A 20051-nucleotide genomic window follows, 5' to 3' on the forward strand; every position below is an offset into this window, starting at 1 on the left:
GCGAGGCCGCGGGGTGGGCGGCGGCGGGGATTGTGCGGGGCCGGACGCCTGTGCAGGAGTGGACGTCTGCGTCCCGTCCTCTGGACCGCTCAGGGGTGGGTCAGCTCGGCAGCTGGCCGTCCGGCGGGACCGTCAGGTCCTCGGTGGGCAGCTCCTCGATGTTCACGTCCTTGAAGGTCAGCACCTTCACGCGCTTGATGAACCGCTGCGTGCGGTACACGTCCCACACCCAGGCGTCCTCGAGCAGGATCTCGAAGAACACGTCCCCGTCCGCCTGGCGGGGCGTCAGCCGCACGTCGTTGGCGAGGTAGAAGCGCCGCTCGGTCTCCACGACGTAGCGGAACAGGCCCACCACGTCCCGGTATTCGCGGTAGAGCAGCAGCTCGGCCTCGGCCTCGAAGTCCTCGACGTCGTCTGCGCTCATGACATGCCTCCTCAGTGTTCGCCGCGCACCCGCGACAGTCCGGGCACGCACGGCCTCCATCCTCCCCCGTCCGGGGGTCGCACGTCGAACGGGCGGCCTCGCCCGGCCCCGGGGGCTCAGTCGAACAGCGTGGGCGGCGCCTGCGCGGGCGCGCCCGGCAGCCCGAGGTTCCAGCTGCGCCGGTGCTGCTCGCTCGCCCCGCGCTCGGCCAGGGCGGCCCGGTGCGCGGCTGAGCCGTACCCCTTGTTCCCGGCCCATCCGTACCCCGGGTGCGCCGCGTCGAGGGCGATCATGACGTCGTCGCGGGCCACCTTCGCGGCGATCGACGCGGCCGCCACCGTCGCGCACCGGTCCTCGGCCCGCACCAGCATCGTGGGCACGGGCGGCACCGGGCGCGGCGCGGGCACGGGGCCGGCGTCGGGATCGGAGCGGCTCAGCCAGTCGTCCCGGCCGTCGAGCACGAGGGCGGCCGGCTCCTGCCCCACCGCGGCGCACAGCGCCGTCCAGGCCCGGCGCCCGGCGAGGCCGAGGGCCGCCGAGATCCCGAGCGCGTCGATCTCCGCGGGGCCGGCCTCGCCCAGCGCCACCCCGGCCGCCCAGTCCTCGATCTGCGGGACCAGGGCGCGCCGGCGTCGGTCCGTGAGTGCCTTGGAGTCGCGCACCGGAGGGATCTGCCCCGCGGCGGGCAGCCACGCGGCGCACACCCCGACGACGACGGGCCCGGCCAGTGCGCCCCGGCCCACCTCGTCCATGCCCGCCACGAGCACCCGGTCCACTCCCCGCGCGGCGAGGACCGGCGCGGCCAGTCCCGCCTCGACGTCCAGGCCGGCGCGCACCGTCGGCCGGCCGCCGCCCCGGCTCGCGGTCACGTGCGGGCCTCCGGCGCGGGCGCGTCCGGCACGGCGGCGAACGCGTCGGGGTCGGCGCCGGCGCCGCCGATCCGGTCCAGGGGCCAGACCACGAGCCGGGCGCGGCCCACCACGTCGTCGAGTGCCACGAACCCGCCCCCGGGCCCGGCGCGGTGCGCGCGGGAGTCGGCCGACGCCGAGCGATGGTCGCCGAGCACCCACAGCCGCCCCGCGGGGACGGTCACCTCGAACGCCTCCTGCGCGGGCGTCTCCCCCGGCGCGAGGTACGGCTCCTCCACGGGCGCCCCGTTCACGCGCAGCGTCTCCTCGCCGGGCGTCCAGGAGACCGTGTCCCCCGGCAGCCCGACGGCCCGCTTGATCACGTGACCGCCCCCGGGCAGCCAGCCCTTCGTGTCCTCGAACACCACCACGTCACCGCGGCGCACCGGGAACGGATCCGGGGTGAGCAGCGTGGCGACCACGCGGTCGCCGGCCTGCAGCCCGGGCTCCATGGACGAGGACGGGATGGCGTACATGCGTGCCAGGAACGCCCACGCGAGCACGCAGGCGAGCACGGTCACGGCGGCCGCGATCAGCGCGGTGCGGCGCCCCGTCACGGCGTGTCCCCGGAGGGGACGTCCACGGTCCCGCGGCGGGACAGGGGCCACACGATCTCCGCGGCGCGGCCCTCGACCCGCTCGAGCGGGATCAGCCCGCCGCCGGGGGCGCCCAGCAGTGCGCGGGAGTCCCGGGAGGCGGCGCGGTGGTCGCCCAGGACCACCATGCGCCCCTCGGGCACCTCGAAGGACCAGGTCCCCGCCGCGGCCGGGTCGTCCGCGGTCACGGGCCTGCCGAGATACGGCTCGTCCAGCGGCTCGCCGTTGCGCAGCAGCCGACCGTCCGGGGCGCAGCACTCGAGGCGGTCCCCCGGCAGGGCCAGCACGCGCTTGACGAACACGTCCTCGGCCGCGCCGACACCCCACCACCGGGCGACGTCCTCGAGGCCGCGCTCGAGCGATCCGGCCGAACGGTACGGCGCCAGGCTGCCGGCGCCGTCGAACACCACCACGTCGCCGTGGTGCAGGCCCTGGCCACCGGCCGCGGCGGCGTCCACCCGCACGCGGTCGCCGGGCTGCAGGGTCGGCTCCATCGACCCGGAGGGGATGAGGTAGACGGGGCCGGTGAGGGCCCGCAGCACCGCGGCCACCACGACGGCGGCCACCACGGTCAGGCCGAGCCACGCCCACCAGCGGCTCGCGCCGGCGGCGTGGGCCGTCGTCGTGCTCGAGGAGGAGCCGGCCCCGGACGCGACGGAGCCCCGTGACCGGCGGGGGTCACGGGGCTCCGAGGTGCGCATGGGTCGATCACCGGTCGGCGGGGCCGACCGGGGTGATCACTTGGCGTCGGCGCGCTTCTCGCGGATGCGGGCGGCCTTGCCGTGGCGGTCGCGCATGTAGTACAGCTTCGCGCGGCGCACGTCGCCCTTGGTGACGACCTCGATCTTGTCGATGACCGGGGAGTGCACCGGGAACACGCGCTCCACGCCGATGCCGAAGGACACCTTGCGGACGCGGAAGGTCTCGCGCACGCCGTAGCCCTGACGGCCCATGACGTAGCCCTGGAACACCTGGACGCGGGCGGTCTTGCCCTCGATGATGTTCACGTGCACCTTGACGGTGTCGCCGGGGGCGAACTCCGGGATGTCGTCGCGCAGCGTCTTCTTGTCGAACGAGTCGAGGATGTGCATGTCGTCTCTCCTGGCGGATGCCACAGGTCAACCGCGTGGTATGCGGGCGCACGGCCCGTCCACGTCCGCATGACGAGGGGGCCGGGTCCCGAGCCGAGGGCCGGGCTCCGCACGTGGGGTGCGGTCCCGGGGTCCGATCCGTTGACGCGCGCCCCCTGTGGCAGGTCGGGCGTCCGGCGGACACGAGGACCCATTATGCCACAGCCGATGACGTCGCGACGCCCCTCCAGCCCGTCGGGCGCGGCGGGTCAGTCCTCGGAGTCGAATGCCGCCCACAGGTCCGGACGCCGCTCGCGCGTGCGCTCCTCCTGCTGGGCCCGACGCCAGGCCGCGACCTTGCCGTGGTCGCCCGAGAGCAGCACGGGCGGCACCGCACGGCCCCGCCAGTCCGCGGGCTTGGTGTAGACCGGGTACTCCAGCAGGCCGTCCTCGTGGGACTCCTCGACGAGCGAGGCCGGGTTGCCCACGACGCCCGGCACGAGGCGGCCGACGGCCTCGATCATCGCCAGCGCCGCGACCTCGCCGCCGTTGAGCACGTAGTCGCCCAGCGAGACCAGCCGCACCTCGAAGAGCTCCTCGGCCCAGCCGAAGACGCGCTCGTCGATCCCCTCGTAGCGGCCGCACGCGATCGCCACGTGCTCCCGGCCCGCCAGTTCCCGGGCGAACCGCTGGGTGAAGCGCTCCCCCGAGGGCGTCGGCACGAGCAGCACGGGGCGGTCCCCCGGCTCCGCCGACGACGACTCGGCGGGGGCCGGTGACACGGGCCCTTGGGCCGCCACGTGCTCGAGCGCGAGCGCCCACGGCTCCGGTTTCATCACCATGCCGGCGCCGCCGCCGTAGGGCGTGTCGTCCACGGTGCGGTGCCGGTCGAAGGTGAAGTCGCGCAGGTCGTGGACGTGCACGTCCACGAGGCCCTCGCGGCGGGCACGGCCCAGCAGCGAGACGTCGAGGACCGCGAGGTACTCGGGGAAGATCGTGACGACGTCGAAGCGCACCGCTCAGTCCTCCGCATCCGCATCGGTGGGCCCGTCTGCGGCGCCCTCGTCCTCGCCGGTGGCGAGCTCGAGCAGCCCCGGCGGCGGGGTCAGCACGAGCACGCCGGCCTCGGGGTCGATCTCCGGGACGATCTCCTCGACGAAGGGCACCAGGGCCTCCTCCTCGACGCCGTCCAACGCGACGTGCAGCAGATCCTGGACCGCCCCGGTGGTCAGGGCCGTGACGACGCCGACGCGCTCGCCGTCGACCCGCACCTCGAGGTCCACGAGGTCCTCCTCGTACCACTCGTCGGACTCCTCGGGCGCGGCGGGAACGGCGAACAGCTGGGCGCCGCGCAGGGTCTCGGCGACGTTGCGGTCCGGCGACTCCGCGAAGCCGACCACGAGGATCTGCTTGTTCCACCGGGCCCGGGTGACGGTGAGCTCCGCCGGCAGGCCCGGGGCGCCGTCGCGCACCACGAGTCGCTCGCCGGGGGCGAAGCGGGCGTCCGGGTCGTCGGTGAAGACCTGCACGGTCACCTCGCCGCGGATGCCGTGCGGCTTGCCGATGCGGGCGACGCGGACGAGGTCGTCCTGGGCTGCGGGACTCATGGGCTCTCCTGGGTGGGACGGTCGGTGGCGGGAGGGGGCGGGGCCGCAGACGACGACGGCCCGCCGGCCCGGTGAGGGGCGGGCGGGCCGTGCGTCACGGGCCGTCAGGAGCGGCGGTCGGTCTCCACCACGTCCACGCGGACGGGGTGGCCGGCCAGGCCGTCCAGCACGGTGCGCAGCGCGGTGGCGGTGCGACCCTGGCGGCCGATCACGCGACCCAGGTCCTCGGGGGCCACGCGGACCTCCAGCATGTCGCCGCGCCGCTGGGAGCGGGCGTCCACGCGGACCGCCTCGGGCGTGTCCACGATGCCGCGCACCAGGTGCTCGAGGGCCTCGGTCAGCATGGTCACTCGGACTTCTCGGCGTCCTCGGCCGGAGCCTCAGCGGCCTCCTCGGCCGGAGCCTCGGCGGCCTGCTCGGACTCGGCCGGGGCCTCCTCCTGCTTCGGCTCCTCCGGCAGGATGACCGAGCCCTTCTCGGGGGCCACGAAGGCCTCCTTCTCGGACTTGGACTTCAGGGTGCCCTCGGCGCCCGACTCGCCCTTGAACTTCTGCCAGTCACCGGTGACCTTCAGCAGCGCGGCGACCTGCTCGGTCGGCTGGGCGCCGACGGAGAGCCAGTACTGGGCGCGCTCCGAGTCGATCTCGATGAACGAGGGCTCCTCGGTGGGGTGGTACTTGCCGATCTCCTCGATGGCACGGCCATCGCGGCGGGTGCGCGAGTCCATGACGACGACGCGGTAGAACGGGGCGCGGATCTTGCCGAACCGCTTCAGACGAATCTTGACAGCCACGAGTGTGGTTCTCCTTCAGTGGATCTGGGGGGCCGGGGCACGACGCCGCGTGGGGGCAGCGGGCGTCGACGACCTGGCACACGGAACGGAGCGCAGCGGAGGATAGAGGGTCGTCCGGGCTCACGCTCAGTACCGTGTCATTGTGCCAGATCGGGCGGGCCGGTGCACACCCGGCGCGCCGCGACCGGGCAGCGGGCGACTCAGCGGTCCTTGAGGTACTTCTCGAAGCCCGCCGGCAGGTTGAGGGTGGACGGGTCGAAGCCGTCCGTCCCCGCGCCGTCGCGGCCGAACACGGCCCCGGCCTGTGCCTGGGCGGCGCGGGCGCGCCGCTCCTCGATCGCCTTGCGCTCGGCCGCGGCCTTGGCGGGGTTGCCGGACTTCACGCGATCGCGCTTGGCGTTCTTGCCCTTGCCCTTCGCCTTGCGGGAGGCGCCGCCCGGCATACCGGGCATGCCGGGGATGCCACCGCCGGCGGCCATGCGCTTCATCATCTTCTGCGCCTCGGCGAAGCGCTCGAGCAGGCCGTTGACCTCGGACACGCTCACACCCGAGCCGCGGGCGATGCGGGCACGGCGCGAGCCGTTGATGATCTTGGGGGCCACGCGCTCGTGCGGGGTCATCGAGTGGATGATCGCCTCGACGCGGCCGATCGACGACTCGTCGAACTGCTCGAGCTGCTGCCGCATGCCCTGGGCGCCCGGCATCATCATGAGCATCTTCTTCAGCGAGCCCATCTTCTTGAGCTGCTGCATCTGGGTGAGGAAGTCGTCGAGGGTGAAGTCCTCCTGGTCCGCGAACTTGCGGGCCATCTTCTCGGCCTCGCTGCGGTCCCAGTTCTGCTCGGCCTGCTCGATCAGGGAGAGCACGTCGCCCATGTCGAGGATGCGCGAGGCCATGCGGTCCGGGTGGAAGACCTCGAAGTCCTTCAGGCCCTCGCCCGTGGAGGCGAACATGATCGGCTTGCCGGTCACGTGGCGGACGGACAGGGCGGCGCCGCCGCGCGCGTCGCCGTCGAGCTTGGTGAGCACGACGCCGGTGAAGCCGACGCCCTCGTTGAACGCCTGGGCCGTGGCCACGGCGTCCTGGCCGATCATCGCGTCGATGACGAAGAGCACCTCGTCCGGGTCCACGGCGGCGCGGATGTCCGCGGCCTGCTGCATGAGCTCGGCGTCCACGCCGAGGCGGCCGGCGGTGTCGATGATGACCACGTCGTGGTACTTCGTGTTGGCCTCGGCGACGCCGTCGCGGGCCACCTGCACCGGGTCGCCGGTGGCGGCCTCGAACTCGGAGGAGACGCCGGGGTGCGGCGCGTAGACCGGGACGCCGGCGCGCTCGCCGCCGACCTGCAGCTGCTTCACGGCGTTCGGGCGCTGGAGGTCGCAGGCCACGAGCAGCGGGGTGTGGCCCTGGGACTTGAGCAGGTGGGCGAGCTTGCCGGCGAGGGTCGTCTTGCCGGCGCCCTGCAGGCCCACGAGCATGATGACGGTGGTGCCCGTCTTGGCGTGCTGGATGCGCCGGGTCTCGCCGCCGAGGATGCCCACGAGCTCCTCGTTGACGATCTTCACGACCTGCTGGCCCGGGTTCAGGGCCTGGGCCACCTCGGCTCCGAGGGCGCGCTCCTTGATCTGCGCGATGAACTGGCGGACCACGGGCACGGCGACGTCGGCGTCCAGGAGGGCGCGGCGGATCTCGCGTGCGGTGGCGTCGATGTCCGCCTCGCTCAGCCGCCCCTTGCCCTTGAGGCTGCGGAAGGTGGCTGTGAGGCGGTCGGACAGGGAGTTGAACACGGCGGGTGTGATCCTTCGAAGCGGGGTCGACTGATCCGGACGCGGTCGGTCGCGGGCGCCGCGGCATCCACCGCGGCGCCCGCCAAGCCTAGCAACCGACCGGCCTCACCCGTCCGCGGCGGCTCACCGCGCCTCGGCGGGGACGGGCACCCCGCCGAAGCCGACGTCGTAGGCCGACTCGTCGTGCAGGGTCAGATCGACGCCCCGCTCCTCGTCCTCCTTGCTCACCCGCAGGCCCATGGTCCCGCGCAGGACGAGGGCGATGGCCGTGGTCACCACGGCGGTGAAGACCACGGCGACGAGCACGGCCACCGTCTGGGCCACCAGGAGACCGGCGTCCCCGCCGTAGAACAGGCCCGCCCGGCCCTCGTCCGGCAGGGCGAAGAAGCCGATCAGCACGGTGCCCAGGATGCCGGCGGTGAGGTGCACGCCGACGACGTCGAGCGAATCGTCGAAGCCGAGGCGGTACTTGAGGTTGACCGCGAGCGCGCTGGCCGCACCGGAGACCAGGCCGATCACCACGGCCCCCAGGGGGCTCACATAGGCGCACGCGGGCGTGATGGCGACCAGGCCCGAGACGATCCCGGAGGCGGTGCCGATCGAGGTCGGCCGACCGCGGCGCAGCCACTCCACGAACACCCAGCCGAGCATGCCGGCGGCGCCGGCGGCGAGGGTGTCCACCCAGATCAGTCCGAGCTCGTCGACGCCGCCCGCCGCGCCCCCGTTGAACCCGAACCAGCCGAACCACAGCAGGGCCGCGCCGAGCATGGTGAACGGGACGTTGTGCGGCCGGTGGCCGGGGTCCACGCCGAAGCCGTGGCGCTTGCCCAGCAGCAGCGCGAGCACGAGGGCGGCCACGCCGGCGCTGATGTGCACCACGAGCCCGCCGGCGAAGTCGAGGGCCTCCCCCAGGCGGGCGCCGATGGCGCCGTCCGCGGAGAGGAGCCCGCCGCCCCACACCATGTAGGCCAGCGGCGCGTAGACGACGGTGGTCCAGACGGGCACGAAGACGCACCACGTGACGAACTTGAACCGGTCAGCCACCGCGCCGGAGATGAGGGCGACCGCGATGATCGCGAAGGTGGCGCCGTAGGCTGCGGCGACGAGCCCGCCCTCGGCCATCGTGCCGGTCAGCCCGAGGTCACCGGCGGGGTTCCCCACCACCCCGGCCCACCCGTCGCCGCCGGTCATCCCGTGGACCCACAGGACCCAGACGACGCCGACGAGGCCCATCGAGACGAAGGACATCATGATCATGTTGAGCGAGGACTTCGCGCGGGTCATGCCGCCGTAGAAGATGGCCAGTCCGGGTGTCATGAGCAGGACCATCGCCGCGCTCGTCACCATCCACACTGTCCCTGCGTCCAGGACGTTCGACTCCTCCATGGGGGTCTCCTTCGGTCCGGGCCGCGAGCCGGGGGCGAACGCCCGTCCCGCGGCGTCGCTGCCCGGCCCCGATCGGGGCCGATGGAGGGACGATACCGGAGAAGTGGGCCACGCCACACGTCGATGACGTCTCCGTGACAGGACAGGGCCCCTCCCGACGTCGTCGGGAGGGGCCCTGGACCGGGTGCGGGACGTCAGTCGGCCAGCAGCGCGTCCACGAAGCCCTCGGCGGTGAACGGCGCGAGGTCATCGGGGCCCTCGCCGAGGCCGATCAGCTTGACGGGCACGCCGAGCTGGCGCTGGATGGCGATCACGATGCCGCCCTTGGCAGTGCCGTCCAGCTTGGTCAGCACGATGCCGGTGACGTCCACGACCTCGGCGAACACCTTCGCCTGGGTCAGGCCGTTCTGGCCGGTGGTGGCGTCGAGGACGAGCAGGACCTCGTCCACCTCGGCCTGCTTCTCGATGACGCGCTTGATCTTGCCGAGCTCGTCCATGAGGTTGGCCTTGTTCTGCAGACGGCCCGCGGTGTCCACGAGCACGACGTCGACGCCCTCGGCGATGCCGTGCTCCACGGCCTCGAAGGCGACGGACGCCGGGTCGGCGCCCTCCTTCTCGGAGCGGACGGTCTCGACGCCCACGCGGGCACCCCACGTGGCGAGCTGCTCGGCGGCGGCGGCGCGGAAGGTGTCCGCGGCGCCGAGCACGACGGTGCGGTCCTCCGCCACGAGCACACGGGCCAGCTTGCCCACGGTGGTGGTCTTGCCGACGCCGTTGACGCCCACGACCATGGTCACGGCGGGGCGGTCGCCCCTGCGGGTCGCGGCGAGACGGCGATCCATCGAGGGATCCACCATCGCCACGAGCTCCTCGCGCAGCAGCGAGCGCACCTGCTCGGGGTCACGCGTGCCCTCGACCGTGACGCGGGCCTTGAGGCGGTCCACGAGCTCCATGGTGGGCTCGGTGCCGAGGTCCGCCATCAGCAGCGTCTCCTCGATCTCGTCCCACACGTCGTCGTCGATGCGGTCCTGGGACAGCAGCGCCAGCAGGCCCTTGCCGAAGACGTTGTTGGACTTGAGCAGGCGGGCCCGCAGGCGGGCCAGGCGCGAGCCGGCGGCCTCGGGCCGCTCGTACTCGGGCTTCGCCGGGGCGGTCTCCACCTCCTCGACGACGGCGGGCTCCGGCTCGGCGACGACGGCCGGCGCCTCGTCGACCTCGGGGCGCTCCAGGACGGCGGTGGAGCCCGACGGGGCCGCGTGCCGCGGGCTCGGGCGCGGGTCGTCCGCGTCCCGCACTCCCTGGTACGAGCCCTTCGGCGGGGCGGGGCGCCGGTCCAGCAGGCCGACGAGCACGCCGCCCAGCAGCAGGGCGGCCACGACTGAGACTATGAGCACGATTTCCACGGGCCCAGTCTGTCACACGGGCCGTCGCCCGCCCCGGGCTGCACACCCGGCGCCGTGCGAGGATGGCGGTCATGCCGTCGTCGTCCGCCCGCTCCTCGCGGGTCCCCCTGCCCCGTGAGATCAAGGTCCTCGTCGCCGCCGCGTTCGTCATCGCGATCGGCTTCGGCATCATCGCCCCGCTGCTGCCGCAGTACGCGGCGACGTTCGACGCGTCCGCCGTCGGGGTGGCCGCCGTCGTGTCCGTGTTCGGGCTGACCCGCCTCCTGTTCGCCCCGGTCTCCGGCAAGCTGACGAACCGGCTCGGCGAGACGCCCGTGTACATGACGGGCGTGCTGATCGTGGCCGCGTCCATGTTCCTGATCGCCTTCGCGCAGACCTTCCCGCAGCTGATCCTCTTCCGCGCGATCGGCGGCATCGGCTCCACCCTGTTCACCGTGTCCGCGATGGCGTTCATGGCCCGGAAGTCCCCGCCCACGATGCGCGGCCGGATCTCGGGCGCCTACGCGTCCGCCTTCCTGATCGGCAACATCGTGGGGCCGATCGTGGGCTCCGCCCTGGCCGTGTTCGGGTACCGGGCCCCGTTCCTCATCTACGGCAGCTCCCTGGTGGTGGCGGCGGCCCTCGTGTTCTTCCTGCTCAAGGACACCCGGCTCGCGGACCGCGCCGTCCGCGACGTCCGCCCCGCCATGCCGGTCCGGGAGGCCCTGGCCAACCCGTCCTACCGGGCCGCGCTGGTCTCCTTCTTCGCCAACGGCTGGGCGACGTTCGGTGTGCGCAACTCGGTGATGCCCCTGTTCGCGGCCACCGCGTTCGCCGGCACGGGGCTGCTGGGCTGGCAGGTGGACGGCGCGATGATGGCGGGCCTGGCCCTGTCCGTGTTCGCGCTGGGCAACGTGGTGGCCGTGTCGTTCAGCTCCCGGCTCTCCGACGTGCACGGACGCAAGCCCCTGATCCTCACGGGTCTGCTCGTGATGGCCGTGACCACGGGCGCCATCGGCTGGGTCGGCACTCCGTCGCTGTTCCTGATCGCCTGCTTGGTCTCCGGCGCGGGCACGGGCATCCTGAACGCCCCGCAGCAGGCGGCCATCGCCGACGTCGTGGGCCAGGGGCGGCGCTCCGGCTCGGTCATGTCCTCGGCTCAGATGTCCGCCGACCTGGGCGCCATCTCCGGCCCGCTGCTGGCCGGCCTCGTGGTGGACACCGCCGGCTACGGGTGGGCGTTCGTGCTCACCGGCGGCGTCATCCTGCTCGGCGCGCTCGCGTGGTGGCGCGCCCCGGAGACCAACCTGCCGATCGTGCCCGGCGGACCCCGCACCGGGTCCCTGCCGCTGGTCCGCCCGGAGGACGCCCGGGTGACCCCGCGCGAGGACGGGTGAAGTCGGAGGCACGCACGAGGCCGCCGTCCCCGCGGGGCGGCGGCCTCGTGGGGACGGCGGGGGGTGTCCCCGTCCGGGGGTGCGGTGCGGCTCAGGCGCCGTCGAAGGCCGGCAGCCGCTCGCCCACGCCGAGCAGCTCGGCGATCGCCGAGACCGTGCGCTCGGCCGCGCGGCCGTCGCCGTAGGGGTTCACCGCCTGGGACATCGCGGTGTACGCGGCCTCATCCGTCAGCAGGCGGGTGACCTCGGTGACCACGACCTCCTCGTCCGTGCCGATCAGACGCACGGTGCCGGCGGTCACGGCCTCGGGACGCTCGGTGTTCTCGCGCATCACGAGGACGGGCTTGCCCAGGGACGGGGCCTCCTCCTGGACGCCGCCGGAGTCCGTCAGCACGACAGTGGCCACGGACAGCAGGTGGGTGAACTCGCCGTAGGCCAGGGGCTCGGTCACGAGCACGTTCTCGCGGCCCTCGATCTCCGGCAGGATCGCCTCGCGCACCACCGGGTTGCGATGCGCCGGCAGCACGAAGGTGACCTCCGGGTGGTCCGCGGCCAGGCGGGCCAGGGCGCGCCCGACGCCGCGCATCGCGTCGCCCTGGTTCTCGCGCCGGTGGGTCGTCACCAGGACGACGCGACGGCCGGACGCCTCCAGCTCGGCCAGACGCTCGTCCTCGAACGGCACCTGGTGGCTGACGGCCTCCAGCAGCGCGTCGATCACGGTGTTGCCCGTGACGTAGACGTCCTCCGCGGCCACGGCCTCACGCAGCAGGTTGTCCCGGCTCACGGTGGTCGGTGGCAGGTGCAGCGCCGAGATCTGGCTGGTGATCTTGCGGTTGGCCTCCTCCGGGAACGGGGAGAGGATGTCGAAGCTGCGCAGGCCCGCCTCGGCGTGGACCACGGGGATGCCGCGGTTGAAGGCGGCGACGGCGCCCGCCGTCGAGGTCGTGGTGTCGCCCTGGACGACGACGGCGTCCGGCCGCTCCTGCTCGAGGACGGCGTCGAGCCCGTCGAGGGTGCGGGCGAACACGCCGTTGAGGGTCTGGCGGGGCCGGATGATGTTCAGGTCGTGGTCCGGGACGATGCCGAACAGCTCGTTGACCTGGTCCAGCATCTCGCGGTGCTGCCCCGTGACGGTCACCACGCACTCGAACCGCTCGTCGGCCTGCAGCGCCTTGACGATGGGGGCCACCTTGATGGCCTCCGGGCGGGTTCCGTAGATGGGCATGACCTTGGGCACAGTTGCTCCTCTGGGTGGACGACGTCCGTGGGCGGCGCCCTTGAGGCGTGCACGGCTCGTCTCGAAGTGTACTGACCGGAGGGGTCGGGCCGGGGTTGCTAGAGTGAGCACTCGCGGCGGGCCGAGATCGGCCCGGTGCGTCCCCCAGAGCTCGAGAGAGGGTGCCCGGCATGGCCGAATCCGGCGATTCCCACAGCCAGGGCGGCACCGTCGTCCTCACGGTGGACGGCTCCGGCCTGGGACGCGTCGGCGCCCGACCGGGCCTCGGGCGGTACCTGGCCTCCCTGTGGGAGTACCGCTCCTTCATCCTGTTCGACTCGCGCTCCCGGATCGCGGGGGCCAACTCCACGAACGCCCTGGGCCGCCTGTGGATGGTGCTCAACCCGATCCTGGACGGCCTGGCCTACTTCCTGGTGTTCGGGCTGCTCCTAGGGACGGGGCGCGGGATCGAGAACTTCCTCGCCTACCTCATCGTGGGCGTGTTCCTCTTCCGCTTCACCACCCAGGCCGTCACGAGCGGCTCGCGGTCCATCTCGGGGAACGCGTCGATCGTCCGCGCCTTCCAGTTCCCCCGGGCCACCCTGCCGATCGCCACCAACATCCGCGAGCTCCTGCAGTTCGGGCCCACCCTGGCGGTGATGGTGGTGCTCGTCCTGGTGATCCCGCCCATGGAGACCATCACCTGGCGCTGGCTGCTCATGATCCCCCTGCTGGCCGTGCAGACCCTGTTCAACGTGGGCCTCTCGCTGATCCTGGCGCGCATCGTGTCCCACTGGGTCGACTTCGGCAACCTCATCGGCTTCGGCATGCGGCTGTGGCTCTACCTCTCGGCCGTGTTCTTCAGCGCCCGCCGGTTCGAGGACATCCCCCCGCTGATGACCGCCATGCATCTGAACCCCATGTTCTGCGTGCTCGACATCGCCCGCCAGTCCATGCTCTACGGCCAGCCCGCCGACCCGGCGCGCTGGGGAGTGCTGCTCGCCTGGACGGCCGCGCTGCTGGTGATCGGAGTGGTCTTCTTCTGGATGGCCGAGGAGACATACGGGGAGGAGCGATGACCCAGTCCGACCCGACGACGTCCGACCGGTCCGCCGCTCCGCGCCACGCCCTCCCGACGCCCCCCCTCCCCCCCGCGCCGGCGGACCGGGTGGAGGATGCCGCCGTCGTCCTCGACCAGGCGGGGATGACCTACACGGTCCGCTCCGCGGAGGCACTCGGCGGCCGGTCCCTGCGCAGTCGGCTGCGCGGTGGCGCGTCCGGCCTGCGCACCACCACGGTGGAGGCCCTCAAGCCGCTCTCGCTCGTGGTCCGCCAGGGGGAGTCCGTCGGGGTGGTCGGCACGAACGGATCGGGCAAGTCCACGCTCATGAAGCTCGTCACCGGCCAGCTCCACCCCACCACGGGCCACGTGTACGCCGCGACCACCCCCGTGATGCTCGGGGTCAACGCGGCGCTGGTGCGGCAGGTCTCCGGCGAGGACAACATCATGCTCGGCTGCCTGGCCATGGGCATGTCCCGGGTCGAGGCCGAGGCCAAGTACGACTCGATCGTCGAGCTCTCCGGACTGGAGGCGAAGGCGCTCCAGCTGCCGCTGAAGGCGTACTCCTCGGGCATGGCGTCCCGTCTGCAGTTCGCGATCGCCACGGCGGTGGACCCCGACATCCTCGTCATCGACGAGGCACTGAACACCGGCGACGCCCAGTTCCGCGCACGGACGCGCAGCCGGATCGACCAGCTGCGCGAACAGGCGGGGTGCGTGTTCCTGGTCAGCCACTCCATGAGCACCATCCAGGAGATGTGCACGCGGGCCATCTGGATCGAGCAGGGGGTCCTCACCATGGACTCCGGGGCCAAGTCGGTCACCAGGACGTACGCCCGCTACACGCGGAAGAAGGCACGCGGGGACCACGAGGGCGCCCTCGCCCTTCTGGAGGCTGAGCGGGGCGTCCTCAAACGCACCCCCGTCACCTGGCCGGACGACGCCCGCCCCCGCCGCACCACGGCGTCATGACGGGCGGCGGCCGCCCCCTCCACGTGGCCGGAGTGCTGCTCGGCCGCACCCGCACCCGCCTCGCCGACGGATGGAATGCCGCCGCCCGCCGAGGCCGGACCTCCACGGGCCGGCTCACCGTCCCCGTGTCGGCGTGGGCCGCCTCCTCCCCCGACGACGCCGCCCGGGACGAGGGTCCGCCGGCGCGCCGCGTCCTCCCGCTCCCCGCCTCGGCCCGGCTCACGCGCGCGGTCACCGGAGCCCGTCGGCCCTCGCTCGACGCGTGGAACCCCCTGGGACCGAGGACGCCGCAGTCCCCCGGCATCCTGCTCCTTCCCGTCGACCCCGCTGAGCCCGGGGCGTGGCCGCCCGAGGACGCCGCCGCGCTGGCCGCGTCCCGTGCCACAGCACTGAGGGGTGAGGGCCTGCACACCGTGGTGACCGATGCGCGGCCCCTGGGGCGGCGGATGGCGCGGCTGCTGCTCCGAGCCCAGGGCCGGCAGGTCCCCGGCGTCCTCATGGTCCCCGAGGCCGCGGTGGGCGCGCCCGCCCCGGCACGCTGGGCCGAGGCGCTCACGCTGGTCGACGCCGTGGTGGTGCCCCACCCGGAGCGGACGTCCCCGGCGCTGCGAGATCTCGCCGCCGCCGCCGGACGCGCCGTCCTGAGCCCGGCGGACGCCGCCGCTCCCCCCGCCGACCTGGCGGCCCGAGGGCGGGCGGCCCGGCTCGAGCTGGTCCACGAGGGCCCACCGCTCACCCCGCCCCCCGCGACGCCCCCGCGCGTCCGCGTGGGGGCCGAGCCGCGCCGGGTGGTCGTGGCGGGGCACGACCTGAAGTTCGCCGGCGGCCTCATCGCGGAGCTCCGCGCCCGGGGGCATGAGGTGCGGGTGGACGAATGGCGGGGCCATGCCCGGCACGATGTCGGCGCGAGCACAGCCCTGGCGCACTGGGCCGACGTCGTGCACTGCGAGTGGTCGCTCGGCAACGTCGTGTGGTACTCCCGTCATCGGCCGGACAGAACCCGACTCACAGTCCGCACCCACCTCCAGGAGGCCTCGACCGAGTTCCCCCGCCGGGTGCGGCAGGACGCCGTGGACTCCTGGGTGTTCGTGGCGGAGCACGTGCGGGCGCAGGTGCTGCGCGACGTCGGCTTCCCGGCGGAGCGCGCGCACTGGATCCCCAACGCGGTCCGGATGCCCGGACCCGCCGCGCCGTCCGCTGCGCCCCCTGATCCGCTGCGCCGGTTCACGCTGGGCCTGGTGGGAGTCCTCCCGGCGCGCAAGGGGCTGCACCGCGCCCTCGACCTGCTCGCCGCGCTGCGCGCGGAAGATCCCCGCTTCCGGCTGGCCATCCGTGGCCACCGCCCGGAGGACGTCGCCTGGATGACGGCCCGCCCCACGGAGGCCGCGTACTTCGCCGAGCAGGCCCGCCGGATGGCCGAGGATCCCCTCCTGAAGAGTGCGGTGACCTGGGACCCGCACGGCCCGGACATGGGTCCGTGGTACGCACGGGTGGGCGTGGCCCTCTCCGTCTCCGACTTCGAGTCCTTCCACTTCACCCTGCCCGACGGGGCGGTGCACGGATGCCTGCCGCGCTCCCTCGCGTGGGCCGGTGCGGACCTGCTCTACCCGCCGGACTGGCTGGCCGCGTCGACGGACGAGCTGGCGCGGGGCCTGCACGACGAGGTCGCCGACTTGGCACGCTGGACACGTCTCACGGCGGAGGCCGCGGCGTACGTGGCGGAGCGCTTCGCCGAGCGGCGCGTGGTGCCCGCCCTGGCGGACGCCGTGCTGGGCCTGCGCTGACCCGGCACGGCGGGGGGCGTCAGCCCCGCAGCCAGGCGCCCCCGAACCACAGGTCCGCCGTGCGGATGCGCCAGAGCGTCTTGCGGAACTCCCGCATGGACACCCCCGCCGGAGGCGCGGCCCTCCCGGACTCCGCCGTCGCCTCGACGGCCCGCAGCCACTCCTCCGAGAACAGCGGTGCTAGCGCTCCGAAGCCCTCCGAGCGAACGATGTCGGAGGCCAGCTCCGCGGCGGCGGCGCCGGAGTGTTCCCCCCGCTCGGCGGCGGGGACCTGGTCGGCTCGGGGCTCGAGCGGGGGCAGCGGGCGCGTCCGCGCCTCGTAGTGCTCCCCGGACCAGGACGGATCGGGACCGGAGAGCTCGAACTTCCAGGGCTTGCCGTCCAGGGGGATGGCCGTCCCCTCGGGCCACACCCGGGCGAGGGCGCCGAAGGCGGCACGGTAGGAGACCTTCTCGGCCATCGCGAGCACGTCCGCCACCGCGGTGACCTCCGCATCGCCCAGGGGGTAGGCGACCATGGCGTCCGCGGAGTAGAGGCTGATGTGGCCCTGCATCCACCGCCCCGACCGGAACTGGCGGGCGAACAGGTACATCGCCTCGACCGGGTTGTTCGCGGGCTGGGTCCGGAACCACTCGCGGAGCCAGGCGTCATGGCCGGCGCGGACGCTAGGGCGCACCGCCCCCGAGCCCGCGGAGAGGAGCGCCTCCTGGGCCGACTCGCTCGTGTAGCGCAGGCTCTTGGCGGCTCCGCCCTTGTAGAGCGGCCAGTTCCCGAGCATCACGGCCTCCCCGGGACCGCCGACGTCCGCACCGAGGTAGCGGCCCGTGTGGGCCTCGGACGGGGGGACGCCCCGACTCCGGCGGAGGGTGGCGCTCAGCTGCTCCGTGACGTCCTCCCCCGGGGCCAGGGGCGGAGTGGACATGCGGAAGGGCAGGCCGGCACGCTCCGAGAGGATGCGTCCGAGGCGGACGTCGAGGTCGTGGTCCTGCCCGTACGTCAGCGTCGAGATCTCCATGCCGCGGCCGCGCAGCAGCCCGATGAGGAGTCGGCTGTCCGCGCCGCCGGACACCCGGAGCTGCAGCGGGCGCTCCCCCACGCGTCGCTGCACGCGATCGGCGGACGCGCGCATCGCGTCCGCCAGCGCGTCGGCGCCCTCCTCGGGCGTGTGGTCGGCGGACAGCGGGTGGGTGAGCCCCGCGGGGGCCTCGACGTCCGTGACCCGGCCGTCATGGACCTGGACGGCGCGGTCCACGGGGAGCACGCGCACGTTCTCGAACGGGGACTGCCCCGTCATGGAGTAGCCGAAGGACAGGTACTCGGCCAGGTAGGACGGGGAGAGGGCCACGGCGTCACGGCGCCCGCCCGCCAGTGCCAGAGCGACGAGCAGCGGCCGGTTCGACAGGTAGACGTGTCCGCCGTCCTTACCCCAGTGGACGGCCTCGAAGGCCGGCACCGTGTTCCAGGCGGTGACCCGGCCGGTCCAGCGCTCCACCAGCACGGCGGCGTAGTGACCCCACACCGGCCGCTCGTAGACCAGGCGCCCCGCCCGCAGCCGCACCGCGTCCGCCAGGTCGGCCGCATCCTCGGCCCCAGCCATCACGGCCCACCGGTCGCCGCGCGCCGGGAGCACGGGCTCGGTGCCCCGCCGGGCGAACACCAGGGCCGACGTCGAGGCGGCCGGGTGCACGAGCGCCGGCTCGGCCTCGTAGTCCATGCCTACGAAGGGCGCGTAGCCCCGTGCCACGGACTCGAGCAGGCGGGCCGTGGCCGCCCTGTCCTGCTCCTCCACCCGGGACGTGCGCACGGCCACCAGGAAGTCGGTCACGGTCTGCTCCTCAATCTCGGACCACACCCGGCACTGGGGGCGGGGCGGCGTCAATCTCGCCCGGGAGGGACCTCCACGCCGAGCCGTTCATAGAGGTCACGATACCGCCGTGCATTCGCCGCCCAGGTGCGGGTGCCCACGGCCCAGGCGCGTCCGGCGGATCCGAGCGCCTCCCGCCGTCCGGGCTCCGCGATGAGGTCCCCGAGGCGGCGCGCCCACGCCGCCGGGTCCTCCGCCGGCACGAGCGCTCCGGTGACGCCGTCCTGCACGAGCTCGGCGAGCGCGGGGAGGTCCGAGGCCACCACGGGCGTGCCCACGGCGGACGCCTCCACCGACTTCATGGGCGTCACCGCGCGGGTGACCGGGAGGTCGCGGCGGGGCACGGTGAATACGTCCAGGCTGACCTGCTCCCAGAGCGCCTCGGACCGGGCGACGCGGCCGGGGAAGCGCACGCGGTCCGCGATCCCGAGGTCGGAGGCGAGGCTGCGGAGGGCCGGAAGGCTGGCCCCGTCACCGGCGATGGACACCCGCAGGTCGGGGTGGCCCGGCATCAGGAGGGCCGCGGCGCGCAGGAGGGTGTCGAGGCCCTCGTATCCCACCAGGGAGGACACGGTGCCGATGTACACGTGGTCCTCGGCCAGCCCCAGACGGCGGCGGGCCTCGGCACGGGTGGGCGGCTCGGCCAGGAACGCCTCGCCGATCGCGTTGGGGCACACCGTGATGTCCTCCGCGGCCACGCCCTGGGCGCGCAGGCGGGCGGCCATGGTCTCCCCCAGGGTCACGACGGCGTCCGCGGACCGTGCCGCCTCCTCCTCCCGCGCCACGAACTCGCGGTAGCGCTGGGAGGTGAGGGCGGCGTCGTCGCGCTGGGACGCCCACGTGTCCGCGAGCTGGCCCCGGACCTCGTAGACCCACGGGATGCCGTAGGCCTCGGCCACGGCCCGCACCGCCACGGCGTTCACGAAGTGGGTGGTGGTGTGCAGCGCCTGCGGCCGGAAGCGCTCGACCTCCGCCGCGAGGAGGCGCGCGTGCTGGTCGATCCGGGCCGCGGTGCCCTGGGCCAGGCGCCACGGGGTGAGGCGGCGGTAGCGGACACCGTCCACCACGTCCTCGCGTGCCGCCCACGGGACGCCCACCTGGGCCGGCCAGCCCGGCCTGGTGACGGCCTCCACATGGATCCCGGCGTCCGCGAGCGCGCGCAGCGTCGAGTGGCTGCGCTGCGCGTAGCCGGACCCGGTGTGGGGCAGCGAGTTGGTGAGCACGTGGAGGACGCGCCCCGGCAGGGGGGTGTAGGACGCGTGGCGGGGCACGCGCGGGCGGCGTCCCGCGAACGCGGCCGCCTCCCCCGCCATGCGCCGGTGCAGGTCGCCGAGTCCGCGCCGGTCCGAGGCGGTGACCGCGGCGTCGAGGTCTCCGCGGTGCAGCGCCAGACGGGCGGCGGCGGCGTGCCACGCGGTGCCGCGGCCATCCTCCGGGACGGCCTCCAGCAGTCCGGCGGCGAGGGCGGCGTCGCCCAGCAGCAGGGCGGCGTCCGCGCGGGCGACGGCGGCGGGCCGGGCATCGCCGGCCGCTCCGGCGCGCTCATCACCGGCGACCCGGGCGCGGGCCTCGGCGGTGCGGCCCTGCATCTCCAGTCCCACGGCGGCGGCCACGGAGCCGAGCCCCGGACCTCGACCGGCGGTGGCGACGAGCGTGCCGAGGGGGCCCCGCCACGCGGCGGGCAGCCGACGGGAGCCCTGCAGGAGCAGCCGCAGCGGATCGTCCACCACGTGCTCGGCGACGATCTGGGCGGTCAGCGCGGCGTGGCGCGCCCATGGGACCTCCCGCACTCGCCCCAGGAGACC

19 protein-coding genes are annotated in these 20051 nt (G+C 74.0%); 4 read left to right on the top strand and 15 right to left on the bottom strand.

What is annotated here, in order from left to right; all coding sequences use genetic code 11:
- Positions 1 to 100: 100 nt before the first annotated feature.
- The 12 genes from MF605_RS01785 to ftsY form a co-directional block, all read right to left on the bottom strand.
- Positions 101 to 424, bottom strand: coding sequence for a DUF2469 domain-containing protein (locus tag MF605_RS01785; RefSeq protein WP_002853817.1), 324 nt, complete (start codon positions 422 to 424; stop codon positions 101 to 103).
- Positions 425 to 540: 116 nt separating this feature from the next.
- Complete coding sequence (locus MF605_RS01790; protein ID WP_134416679.1) at positions 541 to 1293, bottom strand: ribonuclease HII; 753 nt, start codon at positions 1291 to 1293, stop codon at positions 541 to 543.
- Positions 1290 to 1889, bottom strand: a complete 600-nt coding sequence (gene lepB / locus MF605_RS01795) for a signal peptidase I (RefSeq protein ID WP_134416677.1) — start codon at positions 1887 to 1889, stop codon at positions 1290 to 1292. Before lepB (MF605_RS01795) ends, MF605_RS01790 begins: the two co-directional genes overlap by 4 nt.
- Positions 1886 to 2629 carry a signal peptidase I gene (lepB, locus tag MF605_RS01800; RefSeq protein WP_134416675.1) on the bottom strand — a complete coding sequence of 248 codons (744 nt, stop codon included), beginning with the start codon at positions 2627 to 2629 and terminating at the stop codon, positions 1886 to 1888. The genes lepB (MF605_RS01795) and lepB (MF605_RS01800) overlap by 4 nt, the downstream gene beginning before the upstream one ends.
- Positions 2630 to 2665: 36 nt before the next feature.
- Positions 2666 to 3019: a 50S ribosomal protein L19 gene (rplS, locus tag MF605_RS01805; RefSeq protein ID WP_002853821.1), complete on the bottom strand. Its 354-nt coding sequence runs from the start codon at positions 3017 to 3019 to the stop codon at positions 2666 to 2668.
- Between the two features lie 248 nt (positions 3020 to 3267).
- Positions 3268 to 4014 (bottom strand): tRNA (guanosine(37)-N1)-methyltransferase TrmD, encoded by a 747-nt coding sequence (gene trmD, locus MF605_RS01810; RefSeq protein ID WP_134416673.1) that lies wholly within the window; start codon positions 4012 to 4014, stop codon positions 3268 to 3270.
- Positions 4015 to 4017: 3 nt separating this feature from the next.
- Entirely contained in the window at positions 4018 to 4605 is a 588-nt protein-coding gene (rimM, locus tag MF605_RS01815) for a ribosome maturation factor RimM (protein WP_134416671.1), read from the bottom strand.
- 104 nt (positions 4606 to 4709) lie between these two features.
- A complete protein-coding gene (locus MF605_RS01820) occupies positions 4710 to 4949 on the bottom strand; it encodes an RNA-binding protein (RefSeq protein WP_029248213.1) in 240 nt (79 codons plus the stop codon).
- A 2-nt stretch (positions 4950 to 4951) separates the two neighbouring features.
- Positions 4952 to 5398 (bottom strand): 30S ribosomal protein S16, encoded by a 447-nt coding sequence (gene rpsP, locus MF605_RS01825; protein WP_020628324.1) that lies wholly within the window; start codon positions 5396 to 5398, stop codon positions 4952 to 4954.
- A gap of 200 nt (positions 5399 to 5598) precedes the next feature.
- Positions 5599 to 7185 carry a signal recognition particle protein gene (gene ffh / locus MF605_RS01830; protein WP_134416669.1) on the bottom strand — a complete coding sequence of 529 codons (1587 nt, stop codon included), beginning with the start codon at positions 7183 to 7185 and terminating at the stop codon, positions 5599 to 5601.
- Between the two features lie 123 nt (positions 7186 to 7308).
- Positions 7309 to 8571 carry an ammonium transporter gene (locus MF605_RS01835; protein WP_060973686.1) on the bottom strand — a complete coding sequence of 421 codons (1263 nt, stop codon included), beginning with the start codon at positions 8569 to 8571 and terminating at the stop codon, positions 7309 to 7311.
- Between the two features lie 194 nt (positions 8572 to 8765).
- The gene (gene ftsY / locus MF605_RS01840) at positions 8766 to 9974 is read right to left on the bottom strand and encodes a signal recognition particle-docking protein FtsY (RefSeq protein WP_208857718.1); all 1209 of its coding nucleotides are present in this window, start codon (positions 9972 to 9974) and stop codon (positions 8766 to 8768) included.
- 71 nt (positions 9975 to 10045) lie between these two features.
- Between ftsY and MF605_RS01845 the strand changes: the two genes are divergently transcribed.
- The gene (locus MF605_RS01845) at positions 10046 to 11350 is read left to right on the top strand and encodes an MFS transporter (RefSeq protein WP_242821225.1); all 1305 of its coding nucleotides are present in this window, start codon (positions 10046 to 10048) and stop codon (positions 11348 to 11350) included.
- Between the two features lie 91 nt (positions 11351 to 11441).
- Here the strand turns inward: MF605_RS01845 and wecB are convergent, their stop codons facing one another.
- Entirely contained in the window at positions 11442 to 12587 is a 1146-nt protein-coding gene (gene wecB / locus MF605_RS01850; RefSeq protein ID WP_134416665.1) for a non-hydrolyzing UDP-N-acetylglucosamine 2-epimerase, read from the bottom strand.
- Positions 12588 to 12757: 170 nt separating this feature from the next.
- On the opposite strand from wecB, the gene MF605_RS01855 reads away from it, so the two are divergent.
- From MF605_RS01855 to MF605_RS01865, 3 genes are read left to right on the top strand one after another with little or no spacing between them, the layout of a single operon-like run.
- Positions 12758 to 13645, top strand: a complete 888-nt coding sequence (locus MF605_RS01855; RefSeq protein ID WP_043282761.1) for an ABC transporter permease — start codon at positions 12758 to 12760, stop codon at positions 13643 to 13645.
- Positions 13642 to 14598: an ABC transporter ATP-binding protein gene (locus MF605_RS01860; RefSeq protein WP_081304984.1), complete on the top strand. Its 957-nt coding sequence runs from the start codon at positions 13642 to 13644 to the stop codon at positions 14596 to 14598. The genes MF605_RS01855 and MF605_RS01860 overlap by 4 nt, the downstream gene beginning before the upstream one ends.
- On the top strand, positions 14595 to 16382 hold the full coding sequence (locus MF605_RS01865) for a glycosyltransferase family protein (RefSeq protein ID WP_134416663.1): 1788 nt from the start codon (positions 14595 to 14597) through the stop codon (positions 16380 to 16382). Before MF605_RS01860 ends, MF605_RS01865 begins: the two co-directional genes overlap by 4 nt.
- A 19-nt stretch (positions 16383 to 16401) precedes the next feature.
- Here the strand turns inward: MF605_RS01865 and MF605_RS01870 are convergent, their stop codons facing one another.
- Positions 16402 to 18207, bottom strand: a complete 1806-nt coding sequence (locus MF605_RS01870; RefSeq protein ID WP_065573637.1) for a hypothetical protein — start codon at positions 18205 to 18207, stop codon at positions 16402 to 16404.
- A gap of 50 nt (positions 18208 to 18257) precedes the next feature.
- Positions 18258 to 20036, bottom strand: coding sequence for a glycosyltransferase family 4 protein (locus tag MF605_RS01875; protein ID WP_020628314.1), 1779 nt, complete (start codon positions 20034 to 20036; stop codon positions 18258 to 18260).
- Positions 20037 to 20051: the final 15 nt, after the last annotated feature.

Source organism: Micrococcus luteus (assembly GCF_022664405.1).
Taxonomy (GTDB): Bacteria; Actinomycetota; Actinomycetes; order Actinomycetales; family Micrococcaceae; genus Micrococcus; species Micrococcus luteus.